This window comes from Corynebacterium sp. 335C (assembly GCF_053525695.1).
The window spans coordinates 580613-595577 of the sequence record NZ_JASTTB010000002.1; the positions used below are offsets into that span (position 1 = coordinate 580613).

General features: G+C 69.8%; 13 protein-coding genes and 1 pseudogene. 10 read left to right on the top strand and 4 right to left on the bottom strand.

Annotation, left to right across the window (positions count from 1 at the left end; genetic code table 11):
• Positions 1 to 4: 4 nt before the first annotated feature.
• The 3 genes from QQS41_RS09485 to QQS41_RS09495 all read right to left on the bottom strand — a co-directional run bounded on the left by QQS41_RS09485 (position 5) and on the right by QQS41_RS09495 (position 3888).
• Positions 5 to 1501 carry an FAD-binding oxidoreductase gene (locus QQS41_RS09485; RefSeq protein WP_448852457.1) on the bottom strand — a complete coding sequence of 499 codons (1497 nt, stop codon included), beginning with the start codon at positions 1499 to 1501 and terminating at the stop codon, positions 5 to 7.
• 570 nt (positions 1502 to 2071) lie between these two features.
• A protein-coding gene (locus QQS41_RS09490; RefSeq protein WP_448852458.1) for an IS3 family transposase occupies positions 2072 to 3297 on the bottom strand; the annotation gives its coding sequence in 2 pieces (ribosomal slippage) (positions 2072 to 3018 and positions 3018 to 3297; 1227 coding nt in all).
• Positions 3298 to 3327: 30 nt separating this feature from the next.
• Positions 3328 to 3888, bottom strand: coding sequence for a hypothetical protein (locus QQS41_RS09495; RefSeq protein ID WP_448852459.1), 561 nt, complete (start codon positions 3886 to 3888; stop codon positions 3328 to 3330).
• 224 nt (positions 3889 to 4112) lie between these two features.
• Between QQS41_RS09495 and QQS41_RS09500 the strand changes: the two genes are divergently transcribed.
• A complete protein-coding gene (locus QQS41_RS09500; protein ID WP_448852460.1) occupies positions 4113 to 4943 on the top strand; it encodes a GIY-YIG nuclease family protein in 831 nt (276 codons plus the stop codon).
• 70 nt (positions 4944 to 5013) lie between these two features.
• On the opposite strand, the gene QQS41_RS09505 is transcribed toward QQS41_RS09500, so the two are convergent.
• Positions 5014 to 5358, bottom strand: coding sequence for a hypothetical protein (locus QQS41_RS09505; protein WP_448852461.1), 345 nt, complete (start codon positions 5356 to 5358; stop codon positions 5014 to 5016).
• A 293-nt stretch (positions 5359 to 5651) separates the two neighbouring features.
• Between QQS41_RS09505 and QQS41_RS09510 the strand changes: the two genes are divergently transcribed.
• The 9 genes and pseudogenes from QQS41_RS09510 (at position 5652) to QQS41_RS09550 (ending at position 14346) form a co-directional block, all read left to right on the top strand.
• Positions 5652 to 6368: an imidazole glycerol phosphate synthase subunit HisH gene (locus tag QQS41_RS09510; RefSeq protein ID WP_448852462.1), complete on the top strand. Its 717-nt coding sequence runs from the start codon at positions 5652 to 5654 to the stop codon at positions 6366 to 6368.
• Positions 6369 to 6652: 284 nt separating this feature from the next.
• A pseudogene (locus QQS41_RS09515) lies at positions 6653 to 6931 on the top strand (8-amino-7-oxononanoate synthase); the annotation flags it as partial.
• 334 nt (positions 6932 to 7265) lie between these two features.
• Positions 7266 to 8282: a hypothetical protein gene (locus tag QQS41_RS09520; protein WP_448852463.1), complete on the top strand. Its 1017-nt coding sequence runs from the start codon at positions 7266 to 7268 to the stop codon at positions 8280 to 8282.
• Between the two features lie 593 nt (positions 8283 to 8875).
• On the top strand, positions 8876 to 9610 hold the full coding sequence (priA, locus tag QQS41_RS09525) for a bifunctional 1-(5-phosphoribosyl)-5-((5-phosphoribosylamino)methylideneamino)imidazole-4-carboxamide isomerase/phosphoribosylanthranilate isomerase PriA (RefSeq protein WP_448852464.1): 735 nt from the start codon (positions 8876 to 8878) through the stop codon (positions 9608 to 9610).
• Between the two features lie 66 nt (positions 9611 to 9676).
• Entirely contained in the window at positions 9677 to 10501 is an 825-nt protein-coding gene (locus tag QQS41_RS09530) for an inositol monophosphatase family protein (RefSeq protein WP_448852465.1), read from the top strand.
• 149 nt (positions 10502 to 10650) lie between these two features.
• Entirely contained in the window at positions 10651 to 11427 is a 777-nt protein-coding gene (gene hisF / locus QQS41_RS09535; RefSeq protein WP_448852466.1) for an imidazole glycerol phosphate synthase subunit HisF, read from the top strand.
• Positions 11424 to 11867, top strand: a complete 444-nt coding sequence (hisI, locus tag QQS41_RS09540; protein ID WP_448852467.1) for a phosphoribosyl-AMP cyclohydrolase — start codon at positions 11424 to 11426, stop codon at positions 11865 to 11867. The genes hisF and hisI overlap by 4 nt, the downstream gene beginning before the upstream one ends.
• Before the next feature lie 134 nt (positions 11868 to 12001).
• Positions 12002 to 13588 (top strand): anthranilate synthase component I, encoded by a 1587-nt coding sequence (locus tag QQS41_RS09545; protein ID WP_448852468.1) that lies wholly within the window; start codon positions 12002 to 12004, stop codon positions 13586 to 13588.
• Complete coding sequence (locus QQS41_RS09550) at positions 13585 to 14346, top strand: TIGR02234 family membrane protein (protein ID WP_448852469.1); 762 nt, start codon at positions 13585 to 13587, stop codon at positions 14344 to 14346. Before QQS41_RS09545 ends, QQS41_RS09550 begins: the two co-directional genes overlap by 4 nt.
• Positions 14347 to 14965: the final 619 nt, after the last annotated feature.

Genomic DNA, 14965 nt, shown 5'->3' on the forward strand with positions numbered 1-14965 from the left:
TCGTTCAGCTGCCGCCGACGGTCTTCTCGTAGAGCGTCGGGAAGCGGCCCTGCGGGTCCCACCGCTCCTTCATCCGGTCGGCGTGGTCGCCGCCGTAGAGGGCGCGGAAGTCGTCCTCGCCGTAGAACGCCTCGGAGTACAGGGACTTATGGCCGCCGAGGCGGGCGACCTCCGCCTCGATGCGCCGGTTGAAGGCGCCGGGCGGTGCGCCGTCCTCGACGGGCACGGACGACCAGAACCCGATGTTGACCCACGTCGTCCCCGGTGCGATGGGGTAGAGCGGCCAGGGGCGGGCGTCGTCACGCGACCCCCGCTCCGCCAGCACGATCGGGCACAGCCACACGGGGCGGATCTCGCAGGAGCGGAGGAACCAGCGCAGGAACTCCGGGAGCTTGCCCGCGACGACCTCGACGTCCTGGACGACGCGTTCGCGGGCGGGCCGGCCGTTGGCGGCCTCGATGCGGTCGGCGATGTCGAGGCGGCGGTCCCAGCCGATGAGCCGCCAGTAGAACTCGCTGCGCAGGAGTTTTCCGGGCCACCAGCGGCGGATGCGGGGGTTCTGGGCGCCGAAGGCGCGGGAGCACCAGAACCAGTCGGTGTCCCAGCGCCAGATGTAGTCGCGGATGGCCAGGCTGTCGCGCAGGACGCCGTCGGGGTGCTGGATGGAGCGGTAGTAGATGCGCTTGCCGGGGGCGGTGCCGGCGTAGGACGACGGGGGACCGGCGGGCGCGTCCGCCCAGGTGCCGAGCGTCAGGTAGGACTCGTCCTCCCCGAACACGGTGCCGTCGAGGTAGTGGACGGGTTCGTCGTCACGCTCCTTCTCCTCCACGACGCGGGCGAGTTCCGCGGTGAGCTCGTCCAGGTCGTGGAACCGCACGTGGCGCAGGTTGACGTAGGGGGCGACGCGCTCCAGGCGGATGCGCAGCCGCACCGCGTAGCCCAGCGACCCGTAGCTGTTGGGGAACGCCCGGAACAGCTCCGGCTCCGTGTCGCGGGAGCAGGTGACGACGTCGCCGGTGCCCGTCAGGACAGCCATCTCCACGACGGACTCGTGGGGCAGGCCGTTGCGGAAGGCGGTGGATTCGACGCCCATGCCGGTGACGGCGCCGCCGAGGGTGATGGTCTTCAGCTCCGGGACGACGAGCGGCAGCAGGCCGTAGGGCAGGGTCGTGTCGACGAGGTCCTCGTAGGTGCACATGCCCTGCACGTCGGCGGTGAGCTCCACCGGGTCGACGGCGATGACTCGGTCCAGCCCGGAGACGTCGAGGCCCCTGTCCGCGGCCTTCGCCCGGCCGCGGAAGAGGTTGGAGGTGCGCTTGGCCAGGCGCACCCTGCGGTCGGCGGGTATCGCGCGGAAGCTGTCGATGAGCTTTGCGACGCCCGCCTCGTGGGCGAACCACCCCACCGGCGTGAGCGGGCGGGGAGTCCATGCGTGTGGGGGCCGCGCCGGAGGTGTCGGCTCCGGCGGGGACGGCGTTGCTGACGTTCCTGACGTGGCCATGAAGGCCACCCTAACGCCGTTCGCGGGACTTTGGCAGGGGTCTGCGGGGCGGAAGGGCCCCTGGGATGGCTACGAGCGGGGTTGCCGCAACCGGCGCGGTGCGCACCGTGCCGGATTGCAGCTGACGGATGCGAAAGCAGCGCGTCGGGGGACTCTGATGGAGCCCACCGACCCGTTGCTTCTGCGGCGAGATGTGCGGGTTGGGATCATGGGTGCGCGTCGAGCGCGGGTATATCGATATGAAAGACGGGTCGGCTAGGAACGGGATTCGTCCGTTCCTTGAGCTCGGACCAACTATCAGATGCCGAGATGTCCCGTTCGGTCGCAAAATATAACCCCATCGGACATCAATAAACTCCTTGAGTTCGGTGAGTTCGCGCATGACTTGCTCAGCGGCTTCACGCTTCTGTATTACCTCGTCGGTTTCCGCATCCTTGTTCGACTTTGCCTCGACGATCCAGTAATCACCGTTCGTGTCATGCACGACGAAGTCGGGGTGGTAATTCCGCTGCGTAGTCCATGCGAAGTAGGCATCATCATCGAAGCGTCCTGGGTTTAGTTCCGCTTCTTTTACGGCCCTGTGTTGATGGGCTGGGTGAGATAGTACTCGGTTTCGACTTCCTGTGGGGTGGCGTAGTCCAAAGCTTCATGAAGCCGCTTGGTGTTCCACCAATGCACCCACCGCAAGGTGGCCAATTCGACTTCTCCGACCGACGTCCACGGACCTTGGGCATGAATCAGTTCCGCCTTGTAGAGACCATTGACTGTTTCGGCTAGAGCATTGTCATAAGAATCGCCGACTGTTCCCACACTCGGACGGATTCCGGATTCCGCTAGCGCGGTGGAATACTTCAGTGACACGTACTGGCTGCCCCGATCACTATGGTGAATTAACTGGTTTCCATGAATTCGCCCTGCAGTCGTTAACGCATGCTCCAAAGCTTCCATGGGCAGCGCATCGGTACGCATCGTCGAGCGTGGAGCAACACCAACAATTTTTCGGCTGAAGACATCGACGACAAACGCGGTATAGGCGAATCCTGACAGGGTACGAACATAGGTAATGTCGGCAACCCACAACCTGCCTGGCGCTTGGGCACGAAAGTCTCGCTGTACAAGATCCGGGCGATGATCCGGTGCCTTCGGGCTAATCGTTGTCGCAGGGGTTCGCCCACGTCGGCGGCCGGAGACACCTGCTAGCTTCATCAGTCGTGCAGTCTTGTCGCGGCCGATATGAAAGCCTTCGCGGTTCATCGCGTGCCACATCTTGCGGATGCCGTAGACCGAGAAATTCTCCGCACGTACACGCTGAATCTCTGGGATGAGAAGGCTATCGCTTAAGGCCCTTGCACTGGGAACACGAGTGGTCGCCTTGCGGTAGCCGCGTGAAGTAATGAATCCACGATCTGCTTGTTTAAGGACTCGGCAGATGGCCTCGACCCCAAACTGATCTTTATACGTGTCGATGTAGGAGATCATTTGGTCGTGGGTCGGTCGAGTTCCGCTGCGAAAAAAGCCGAAGCTGTCTTAAGAATCCCGTTTGCTCGTTTCAGTTCGCGGTTTTCGCGGCGCAGACGCTTGAGCTCTTCTTCCATTGTCTCGCCGCCTGAAGCGTCAGAATTATCGAGTACTGAAGCGCTGTCACGGTACCAAGCCCGCAACGTGTGGTGAGATACTCCAAGGAGCTCACCGACCTCCGTGTAGGCGCGTTGCAGTGAGCAAGATTCCAGGCGGACCATTTCGATGATCTGATGGACCGCCTTCTCCTTGAACTCGACGGAATACTTTCTAGGCATAGTTCAATCCTTCCTTAGCTGAGGTAGGAACTAAACCCAGGACGCTTCAATGAGAGCGGCCTCGAGTCGAGCTTTCTCATCGGCGTCCATGTAGCCGTTTTTGCCTGCCGCGTGAAGGCGGGCACGGTCGATGAGGAAGCCAAGTTCGCGGGCGAATGCCGTGGTGTTGGCCATCTTGTCGGGCTGGTTCATAAGCGGATGGGCGATCACCTGCGCCCTCCTCGAGTCCCGAACCGGCAGCGCACATAGCAGGTGTGACAGCAGTACTTCTGGCTTTGCTTGATCCGAGAGAACGCGTTTCCACAGCCCAGACAGGTTGCCTGGCGCTGACCGCGTTCGTTCTGCTTGTGTTGCCAGGAAGCCCACCGGCACGTCGGCGTGCAGAATCTGGCCCGCCCGGTTCTTCCCTCTAGAGCCCTGCCGCACCAGCCGCACACACGCTTGCACTCCGGTGAGCCTTTGAGTGAGCTGGTAACGAAGACAACACGAGCGCACCTGATCGCGGGTCAATCCGCAGAAGGCAGCAATGGACTTATATCCCCAGCCTGCGGCCCTCAGGTTCGTGATACGCCGGATTGTCAGTGAAGTCATTGAACACACCGTCCTTTCACTCCACTGCCGACGAGTGCGGATGTGTTTAGTCCATAGACGCTTTTCGAGAAACGATGCGCGAGAATCCGGCAGCGAATACTCTTGAGGTGTATCCGTAGGTGTTGGTGGCAAGGCGGTGGCGCGTGGCGGCTCCAAGGACTGTGCAGCTGTTCTTGATGGATGGGTCCCCGAATGGGCGGATTAAGTGCTCGTTGGACAACTGGGTGGGCAAGGTCTACCTCATCCCGCGCACCGAGATCACCCGCTCGAAGGACCGCCCCGAGCTGGCACAGACCGGCATCTACCTCCTGTTTGGCACCGACACTGAAACCGGCGAGGAGCTGCTCTACGTAGGCCAGGCCCGAAATCGAAAGAACGGCAACGGCGTGCTGGCCAGGGTCGCGGAACACCTCGGCGAGGAGAAGCTCGACTACTTCACCCACGCGATTCTGATCATCGACTCGGACAACTCGTTCGGTCCGACCGAGATCTCCTATCTGGAGAACGCGTTCTACCAGCAGGCGTTGGAAGCTGACCGTGTTAGGGCGGTCAATGGCAATGACCCCTCTCCTGGGAATGTGACCGAGGAGAAGAAGGCTGCGCTCGACGAGTTCATCTCGATGGCGAAGATCCTGATCGGCTCACTCGGCTACCGGGTTTTCGACGCGGTCGATGACGCCAAGCCCCTGACGCAAAACCCATCGGAGACAACACCACCCAGTGTGGAACCACTGCTGTTCCTGAACTCGGTTGGCGCGTCCGGACGCGGTCGGCAAACGACCGACGGGTTCGTCGTCCTCGCCGGTGCCAAGCTGCGAGCAGAGATGACCCACTCTGCGCCTGAGTCAGCACGAAAGAACCGAGAGAGGCACGCCGAACGCATCAGCGCAGACGGCGAACTCATGCGAGACACGTTGTTCACCTCCCCGTCTGCGGCCTCAAACTTCCTGACAGGCTCATCGACCTCGGGCAAGGTCTACTGGACGACCGCTGATGGTGTCGCGCTCGGTGACCTGGAGGCGGCAGAACTCGAAGCGGCAGCTACCGGCCTGTAAACGCAGAAAAGGGCCCCGCCACCACCTGGATGAAGGTGATGACGGGGCCAGAGAGTGTTTCTCGTGTGGGTTAGCGGATGCCGAGCTTCTCGTTGACGCGCTTTTGCACGGCCGCGTAGTTGGCTCCGAGTCGGCGCTTGCGCTCGTCGCCGTTGCCGTAGTCGCTTCGGATCACCGCATCAGCGAGGGCATCGATGTTGACGGAGGGCTTGGCGGGGCTGCGTCCGGCGAGCTTCTCGTTGACGCGTTTCTGCACAGCCGCGTAGTTGCCGCCGAGGCGCCGCTTGCGCTCGTCGCCGTTGCCGTAGTCGCCTCGGATGACCGCGTCGGCGAGCGCGTCGATGTTGACGGAGGGCTTGGGTGCGGGCGGTGTGGGCTTTGCCTGTGGTGTCGGGGCGGGCTTGCTGCCGCTCATGCGGTCGTACCAGTATTGGGCGCGTGCCATGTAGACAGCGTGCTGGGAGCCTGAGAGGGAGGCTGGGCATTCGGTGGAAGAGAAATGCTTGTGGCCGAATCATCCGGATCTCGGGCATCGGGGAGGGCTCCTGTCGGGGCGGGGGACGTCGTCACGCACATCGTATCCGTGACCACCCCGCGCACCCGGGGGATGGACGCGGCGCGGGAGACGTCGTAAAGCACCAACCGCGGCGCGGACCCGCCGCCCGCCCGATTCCCGCGCCCCGCACCCCGCCTAATAGAATCGCCCGCATGACCACCGTCGCCATCCTCGACTACGGCTCCGGCAACCTCCGCTCCGCCGAACGCGCCCTCGAACGCGCCGGCGCCGACGTCACCGTCACCGCGGACCCCGACACCGTCCTCGCCGCCGACGGCCTGGTCGTCCCCGGCGTCGGCGCCTACGCCGCCTGCATGGAGGGCCTCCACCGCGTCCAGGGCGCCCGCCTCATCGGCTCCCGCCTCGCCGGCGGACGGTCCGTGCTCGGCATCTGCGTCGGCATGCAGATCCTCTTCGACCGCGGCGTCGAATTCGCCGAGGGCATCCACGCCCCGGAGGCGGCGGACGACGCCGTCGCTGGGTCTGGCGATGCGGCGGGTGCGGAGGAGCCCCGGCCCATCGGCACCCCCGGCTGCGGCGAATGGCCCGGCACCGTCGAACGCCTCGAGGCGCCCATCCTGCCCCACATGGGCTGGAACACCGTCGAGGTCGCCGAGGGGTCGAAGCTCTTCGCCGGCATGGACGCCGACGAGCGCTACTACTTCGTCCACTCCTACGGCGTCCGCCGCTGGGAACTCGGCGACACCGGGCGCATCGCCGCCCCGCTGGTCCACTGGGCCGAACACGGCGGCGACCGCTTCATCGCCGCCGTCGAAAACGGCCCCCTGTGGGCCACCCAGTTCCACCCCGAGAAGTCCGGCGACGCCGGGCTGCGGCTGCTGGGCAACTGGGTCGCGACGCTGGGGTAGGGGCGCGCGGGCGTTCGGGGGACCCGGGGGTTGGCCGCCGGGGCCGGCGGTCGGCGCTCCGGCGGTCGGCGTTCCGGCGGTAGCCTCGGGGCATGCCCGCACCCGAACACCGATCAATCATGGGGGAGCTCGGCCGCATCGCCGACGACCGGCGCGCCCGCGGCCTGCACCGCGACCTCCTCGTCCGCCCGCCCTCGGGGGCCGTCGCCGGCGGTGAGGCCGCGCCGCTCGACCTCGCGGCCAACGACTACCTCGGGCTTCACGACGACCCCCGCGTCGTCGACGCCGCCGTCCCCGTCGTGCTCGGCGACCCCGAACGCGCCGTCGCCGCCCGCGACAACCTGCTCGCCCGCGGCGTGCTCGTCGGCGTGTTCCGCCCGCCGTCGGTGCCGCCCGGCGGCTCGCGGCTGCGGCTGACGGCGCGGGCGAACCTCACGCCCGCGGAGCTGGAGATGGCGGCGCCCCGCCCCGGCGACGTGCCGGGGGAGCAGGAGGGGAGCGGGCCGGGCCCGGCTGGCCTGTCGGGCGGTCGAGCGGCCGTCCGAGTGGCCGGGTGTACGTGATCGGCCGCCGTCCCGCCGCCAGACCCGCTTCCGAACGCCCACCCAAGCGTGCGGACCCACTTCTGGACGCCTGCGCCTGCGGGCAGACCCACTTCTGGCCGTTCCGACCTAGTCCTAACTGGGTCGAAACGGCCAGAAGTGGGTCTGGCGGGTAGGCGGGGTTCTCGTAACAGGGTCGAAAAGACCCTGTCCTGACCCAGCCACGACGGCCACGAAGGCTCGGGGAGGAGCAACGAGGCCGAAACCCCGGCTTTCAGACCCGGATGGAACCGGAGTGTCATCCGGCGCGTCCAATCAGGTGGGGCCCGGAGGAGGCCCCGGGAGGGGACGAACGATGACCGGACGCACCAACGAACAGACGACGACGGGGCGGGGACGGGGAGGAACCGGCGGCACCGGCCTACCCGGACTGGTCCGCGACACGGACACCGGCCTCTACGTCGGCGGCCGGCAACCGAACCAACGCCGGCTGAAGACCGCAATCGCACGCGACGAGCTCATACGCGTTCTCCGCGGCATCTACGCGCCGACGCCCGACGGCCCGCTCGACAGGAAACGGCTGTTCGAGGCCCGAGCCCTCGGCGCCGGACTCCGCCGGCCATCCGACGTCGTCACCGGACCGGCCGCCGCCGCCATCCTCGGCCTCGACTTCCTGCTGCCGACGGACAACGTCGTCGACGTCATCGCACCCAGGACCGCGGGCCTCGAACGAGCCGGGCTGATTCACCGCAGGTCGCGCGAATTGGCGGAGGAGGAAATCGTCGTCAAGCACGGCGTACGCGTCACCGCACCTGCGCGCACCATCGTGGAGACCGCCCTGCTGCACGGAGGGCGCGGGGGATTCTGCGTCGCCGAATCCGCGCTGCGCGGCGGTCAGGTCCGACGCGACGAGCTCGACGCCGCGCTGGAACGGTGCACTCGCCGGAAGCGGCTCCGCGACGCCCGGCGAGCCGTCGACCTCGCCGGCGACCGCAGCGGCAGCATTGGCGAATCGCTGACGAAATGGGGCTGCGCCGACGACGGGCTTCCGGCGCCTATGCAGCAGATCACCATCCGGGACGAACGCGAGCTGTTCGTCGGCGTCGTCGACTTCTTCTGGCCCGACGCCGGGCTGGTCGTCGAATTCGACGGGGACGTCAAGACCTCCGGCGCCTACGGGAACCCCGTCGCCGTCGCGCGGAAGCAGATCAGCCGGCACGACGACCTGACCCACACCGGGCTGCACGTCCAACGCGTCACCTGGGCCGAGGCGTTCCACGGCACCGCGTTTCCCGTCATCCGCCGGCTGCTGGAGAAGAGGGCGGGGCGCGGACGCGACTTCACGGGCACATGGGTGGACGAGGGGATGTGAGGACGGGGCGACGTGGCGGCGGGGTGAGTGTGGTGGCGGGGATGGGAGGGGTGGCGAGGTGGGCGTGGTGTGCGACGGGAGCCGTGGGATGGGGAGGGGCGGCTTGGGGTCGTTTGGACCCGGGTGTGGCGTGGCGGTGGGACGGGGCGGAAAGCGGGCGGGCGGTATGGGGTCGTTTGGACCCCGTCGCTGCGGTGGGGCAAGGGTGGGCCGGCGCGAGCGTGGTTAGGACGGGGTCGTTTAGACCTGGGTAGAGCGGGGCGCTTGCTGGTCAGACCCACTTGTGGCCGTTCCGACCCAGTTAGAACTAGGTCGAAATGGCCAGAAGTGGGTCTGACCGGTGGGGCGGCTGTTCGGAACCGGGTCTGATGGTCTCCGGGAGAGCGGGCTGGGCGTTTCGGACCGGGGCCGGCGGCACGCGGGCGGGCTCGTGAGCCGGATCGCGGTGCGGCGGCCGGGGCATGTCGGGGCCTGCCCTATACTCGACCGGTGACCGCGGGCGGCCCGCGGACGGCCCCGGACGGCCCCGGCAGGCCCGTCCGCGCGCACCGCCCGCACCGTTCGCCCCACCCCGACCAGGAGGAACGAGAAGCATGAGCCTGACCCTGCTGCCCGCCGTCGACGTCGCCGATGGACAGGCCGTGCGCCTGGTCCAGGGCGCCGCGGGAAGCGAGACCCACTACGGCGCCCCCATCGACGCCGCCATGAACTGGCAGAACGCGGGCGCGGAGTGGATTCACCTGGTCGACCTCGACGCCGCCTTCGGCCGCGGCACGAACTACGAGCTGCTGCGCGACGTCGTCGGCAAGCTCGACGTGGACGTGGAGCTCTCCGGCGGCATCCGCGACGACGCCTCCCTGGAGGCCGCGCTCGCGACCGGCTGCCGCCGCGTCAATATCGGCACCGCCGCCCTGGAGAACCCGGAGTGGTGCAAGTCCGTCATCGAGCGCCACGGCGACCGCGTCGCCATCGGCCTCGACGTCCGCAACATCGACGGCGAGTGGCGCCTCCGCGGCCGCGGCTGGGTCTCCGACGGCGGCGACCTGTGGGAGGTCCTCGAGCGCCTCGACTCCCAGGGCTGCTCCCGCTTCGTCGTCACCGACGTGTCGAAGGACGGCACCCTCGGCGGCCCGAACCTCGACCTGCTGCGCGACGTCGCCGCCGCGACCGACGCGCCGATCGTCGCCTCCGGCGGCGTGAGCTCGCTCGCCGACCTCGAGGCCATCAAGACGCTGGTCGACGAGGGCGTCGACTCCGCCATCGTCGGCAAGGCGCTCTACGCGGGCCGCTTCACCCTGGAGCAGGCCCTCGAGGTCGCCCGCGCCTAAGGCGTTCGCACCAGCCGCCACCGCACGCGCCGCACCCGCCCCACGCCACGAGGGAGGCAGCAGCACATGGCCACCACCGCACCCGACCCGCTGGAGATGCTCGGCATCGCCGAACGCGCCGTCGGCGACGTCGAGGACCTCTTCCGCGACAACCTCGGCTCCGCGCCGTCGGTCCGCAAGCCCGACGGGTCGGTCGCCACGGCCGCGGACCTGGCCATCGAGGAGCGGCTCCGCGACCGCCTGACGACGGCGACGGGGCTGCCCTTCCGCGGCGAGGAATCCGGCGGCGCCGACGCCGCCACGGCCACCACGTGGATCGTCGACCCCATCGACGGGACCACCAACTACGCCAACGGCCACACCGCCTGCGCCATCCTGGTCTCGCTGGTGCACCGGGGCCGGCCCATCGCCTCGGTGACGTCGCTGCCGATGGCGCGCACCCGCATCACCGCTGCAGAGGGCCACGGGGTGCGCCGCAACGGCGAGTCCGTCGCCTGCCGCCCGCACCGCAGCGTGCCGACGCCGCTGGGCTTCGGCTCCGTCATCACCGGCCGGGAGGGCCGCTTCCCCCGCGCATGGCGGCGCGCCCTGTTCACCGCCGTCGGCGAACGTCTGCCCGCGCTGCGCATCAGCGGCTCCGTCGGCTACGACCTCGCGATGACGGCGTGCGGCACCTACGGCGGCGCCGTCACCTTCTCCCCGAACGTCTGGGACAACGCCGCCGGCGTCCTCGCGGTCCGGGAGGCCGGGGGAGTCGTCACCGACCTCACCGGCCGCGAGTGGCACACCGGCTCCGTCGGCGTCCTCGCCGGCACCCCGGAGGTCCACGCCAAGCTCCTCGACGCCATCGCCGAGGTCGCCCCGCCCGCCCTGCTCCGCGGACGGACCTGAACCGGAGCCCGGTCGGCGGCACAAAGGCCGGCCCGCCCCGCGGCCGCCGCGCCGCGGGCCCGTCGCCCGCACCAACCGGCCGGGGCCCGGCAAGCGGAGCGGCACCCGTCGCAAAGCACCACCCACCACGAACCACTCAGGAGAACACCATGGCCGTCGCAGTCCGCGTCATCCCCTGCCTCGACGTCAACGACGGGCGCGTCGTCAAGGGCGTCAACTTCGAGAACCTCCGCGACGCCGGCGACCCCGTCGAGCTCGCCCGCCGCTACAACGAGGAGGGCGCCGACGAGCTCACCTTCCTCGACGTCACCGCCTCCAAGCACGGCCGCGGCACCATGCTCGAGGTCGTCCGCCGCACCGCCGGCGAGGTGTTCATCCCCCTGACCGTCGGCGGCGGCGTCCGCTCCGTCGAGGACGTCGACCAGCTGCTGCGCGCCGGCGCCGACAAGGTCTCCGTCAACACCTCCGCCATCGCGCGGCCCGAGCTGCTGCGCGAGCTGTCGCAGCGCTTCGGCGCCCAGTGCATCGTGCTGTCCGTCGACGCCCGCCGCGTCCCCGAGGGCGGGCAGCCGCAGCCGTCCGGCTTCGAGGTCACCACCCACGGCGGCTCCCGCTCCGCCGGCATCGACGCCATCGAGTGGGCGCGCCGCGGCGAGGAGCTCGGCGTCGGCGAAATCCTGCTGAACTCCATGGACGGCGACGGCACCAAGGACGGCTTCGACCTCGAGCTGCTGCGCAAGGTCCGCGAGGCCGTCGACGTGCCCGTCATCGCCTCCGGCGGCGCGGGCGCGGCCGAGCACTTCGCGCCGGCCGTCGAGGCGGGCGCCGACGCCGTGCTCGCCGCCTCCATCTTCCACTTCGGCGAGGTCTCCATCCGCGAGGTCAAGGACGCCATGGCCGGCGCCGGCATCGAGGTGCGGCGGTGAGCGGCGGCTGCGGCGCGGGCGGTTCCGGGGCCGACCGGGACGACGCCGGCCGGTTCCCCGACGTCGTCCTCGGCGGCGAACAGGACCCCGAGGACCCCTCGACCTGGGAGCTCGACCCCGACATCGCCGGGCGCCTGAAGCGCAACGACGCCGGCCTCGTCCCCGCCATCGTGCAGGAGACCGGCTCCGGCCGCGTCCTCATGATGGCGTGGATGGACGACCACGCCCTGGCCTACGTCATCGGCACCCGCCGCGGCACCTACTGGTCCCGCTCCCGGTCCGAGTACTGGATCAAGGGCCTGACCAGCGGCCACTTCCAGCACGTCACGTCGCTGGCGCTGGACTGCGACCACGACACGATCCTCATGGAGGTCGAGCAGACCGGCGCCGCGTGCCACACCGGCGCGCACTCCTGCTTCGACGTCGACCCGATTTTCTAGGGCGCCAGGCGAGGGGCGCCCCGCCGCCGGGGGACAGGCCTGCCCGCACCCGGAACACGCGCACCCCGCGCCCCGGCACCACGCGGCCCCGGCACCGCGCGGGGGCCGTCGCAACGCATGGCACAATGACCCCCATGCCCACCACTTCGAAGCCGACCACCATGACCTCCCGGGAGCGGTTCCGGGAGCTGGGCCGCGACCACCGGGTCGTGCCCGTCGTGAAGAAGGTGCTCGCCGACGGCGAGACGGCGCTCACCGTGTACCGGAAGCTCGCCGCCGACCGCCCCGGCACGTTCCTGCTGGAGTCCTCGGACGTCGGCGAGTCGTGGTCGCGGTGGAGCCTCATCGGCTGCGGCACCTCCGCGGCGCTGACCGTCGTCGACGGCGAGGCCGCCTGGATCGGGCGGGTGCCCGCCGGCGCGCCGCAGGGCGGCGACCCGCTCGACGCGCTGCGGGAGACGCTGGACCTGCTGCACACGCAGCTGCCGCCGTTCGAGGACGGCGCCGACGTGCCCGCCCTGACCTCGGGCCTGGTCGGCTACTTCGGCCACGACATCATCCGCTTCATCGAGCGGAAGCTGCCGGACACGTGCGACGACGACCTCGGCGTGCCGGAGATGGTGCAGCTGCTGGTGGAGGACCTCGCGGTCGTCGACCACCACGAGGGCACGGTGTGGCTCATCGCCAACCAGGTGAACTGGGACGGCTCCGACGACCGCATCGACGAGGCGTACGACGAGGCCGTAGCCCGCGTCGAGTCGATGCTCGACCGCCTGTCCCGCCCGACGACCCTGCCGCCGGCCGACGTCCGCCGCGTCGAGCCGGAGGTCCGCCGCCAGCGCACCGCCGAGGATCACAAGCGCCGCATCGAGGAGTGCAAGGAGCACATCCGCGCCGGCGACGCGTTCCAGATCGTGCTGTCGCAGCGCTTCGAGATGGACACCGACGCCTCCGCGTTCGACATCTACCGGATGCTCCGCATGTCGAACCCGAGCCCGTACATGTTCCTGCTCAACGTCCCCGACGAGTCGATGACCGAGACCGCCTTCCAGATCGTGGGGTCGTCGCCGGAGTCGCTGGTGGCGGTGCGCGACGGGGTCGTCGTCACGAACCCGATCGCGGGCACCCGGCCGCGCGGCGCCGACATCGACGAGGACCTGGCGCTGGAGCGGGAGCTCCTCGCCGACGAGAAGGAGAACTCCGAGCACCTCATGCTCGTCGATCTCGGCCGCAACGACCTGGGGCGCGTCAGCCGCCCGGGCACCGTCGAGGTCCACGACTTCCGCCACGTCGAGCGCTACAGCCACGTGATGCACCTCGTCTCCATGGTCCGCGGTGAGCTTGACGACGGGGCCTCCGCCGTCGACGCCTTCGCCGCCACTTTCCCGGCCGGGACCCTGTCGGGCGCGCCGAAGCCGTCCGCGCTGGCGATCATCGACCGGCTCGAGGACACCCGCCGTGGGGTGTACGGCGGCACCGTCGGCTACTTCGACTTCCGCGGCAACACCGACCAGGCCATCGCCATCCGCTCCGGCCTGGTGAAGGACGGCACGGTGTACGTGCAGGCCGGCGGCGGCATCGTCGCCGACTCCGACCCGGACGCCGAGGACGCCGAGACCCGCAACAAGGCCGCGGCGGTGCTGCGGGCGGTGGCGGCGGCGGAGACGCTGCGCCCGGCCGCCGCGGACGGCGCGGACGCCGCGGGGGAGGAGGACCGATGAGCGAGAAGGACTCGACCGCGACGCCGGTGGCGGACGCGGACTCGCCCCGTCGTGAAGCGGGCGACCGCCGGCCCGCGCTGGCGATGGCGCTGGTCGCGGTGTCGGCCGTCGGCATCTGGCTGGCGTCGCGCGGCACGTGGCTGACGGTGCGGACGGCGGACGACAAGGCCGGCGAGTCCGTCATCGACATGGTCGGCGCGACGTGGGCGCCGGAGACGACGGCGCTCGTGCTGACGATGCTCGCGGGCGTCGCCGCCACGCTCATCCTGGGGTCCGTCGGCAGGCGGGTCGTCGGCGTGCTCGCGGCGATCGTCGCGGCGGGCGCGTCGTGGTCGCCGCTGCAGCTGCTGACCTCCGGCGCCGACCCACAGCGGGCGCTCGATCTGCTGACCGCCGGGCAGGCGTCGCAGCGCGCCTCCGACCCGGTGACCGTCACCGACTGGGCGACCGTCGCCGACCTGCAGACCCACGGCCTCATGCCGGGCCTGGCCATCGCGGCCGCGGCGCTCGGCGTCCTCGGCGGCGTGCTGCTGGCGGTCCGCCCGGGCGGTGGCGCCGCACGCCGGAGGGCCGGGGCGTACGAGACCCCCGAGGTGCGGCGGTCCCGCGTCCGCGAGGATCTGAAGGAGGAGCCGACCTCCGGCCGCGTCATGTGGGACGCGCTCGACGCGGGCGTGGACCCGACGGACGTCGACGCCGGGGACCTCGGCGACATCGACCACGACGACGTGCGCGACGCGCGCCACGGCCGCGGCTAGGGCGGTCCGGCTCCTGCTCGTTCCTGGCGGTTCCTGCCGGTCGGCCCCGCGGCCCGCATCCTGCTGGCCCGGCCGGATTTTCCCGGCCCGCCGGCCACATCTCGCCGCCCCACCTCCGCGTGCTCCTCGGCTCCCCGCCGGAGCCGCCGCCCCCTCGTCCCCGTCGCGTGGGCAGGGAGGGCGGGGGAGGGCGGCGGGGCGCCCGTCCGCGGGACCTCCGCCGGGATCGTCGTGGCCGGTAATTCCGTCGGCGTCGCCGGTGCCGGGTTAACGCGCTTTAGCGGGCCCAACACCTCACCGGCGGCGGCAAAAGCCCAGGAGCGATCGTGCGTCTGGCCCGCTAAAGGCCGTTAACCCCAGGTGGCGCCCGTCGGCTCCCGTCGGTGTCCAGCCGGCCCGCCGCCGGACGTCGCTAACCGGCCCGGCCGTCTGCCTTCGGATGTCGTCGGCGGGCCCGGCTTCCCCGGCCATGGGAGCGGTGGCGGTGGCGAGGTCGGCGCCCAAAGCCCTCGCACTGCAAGGCAATCACCACCCCGTACCCTTCTCCACCAGCCACGACGCCGCGGCCCGTCCGGTCCGTTCCCCTCCAAACCCGACCCCGCGCACGCGGCGCCGCACC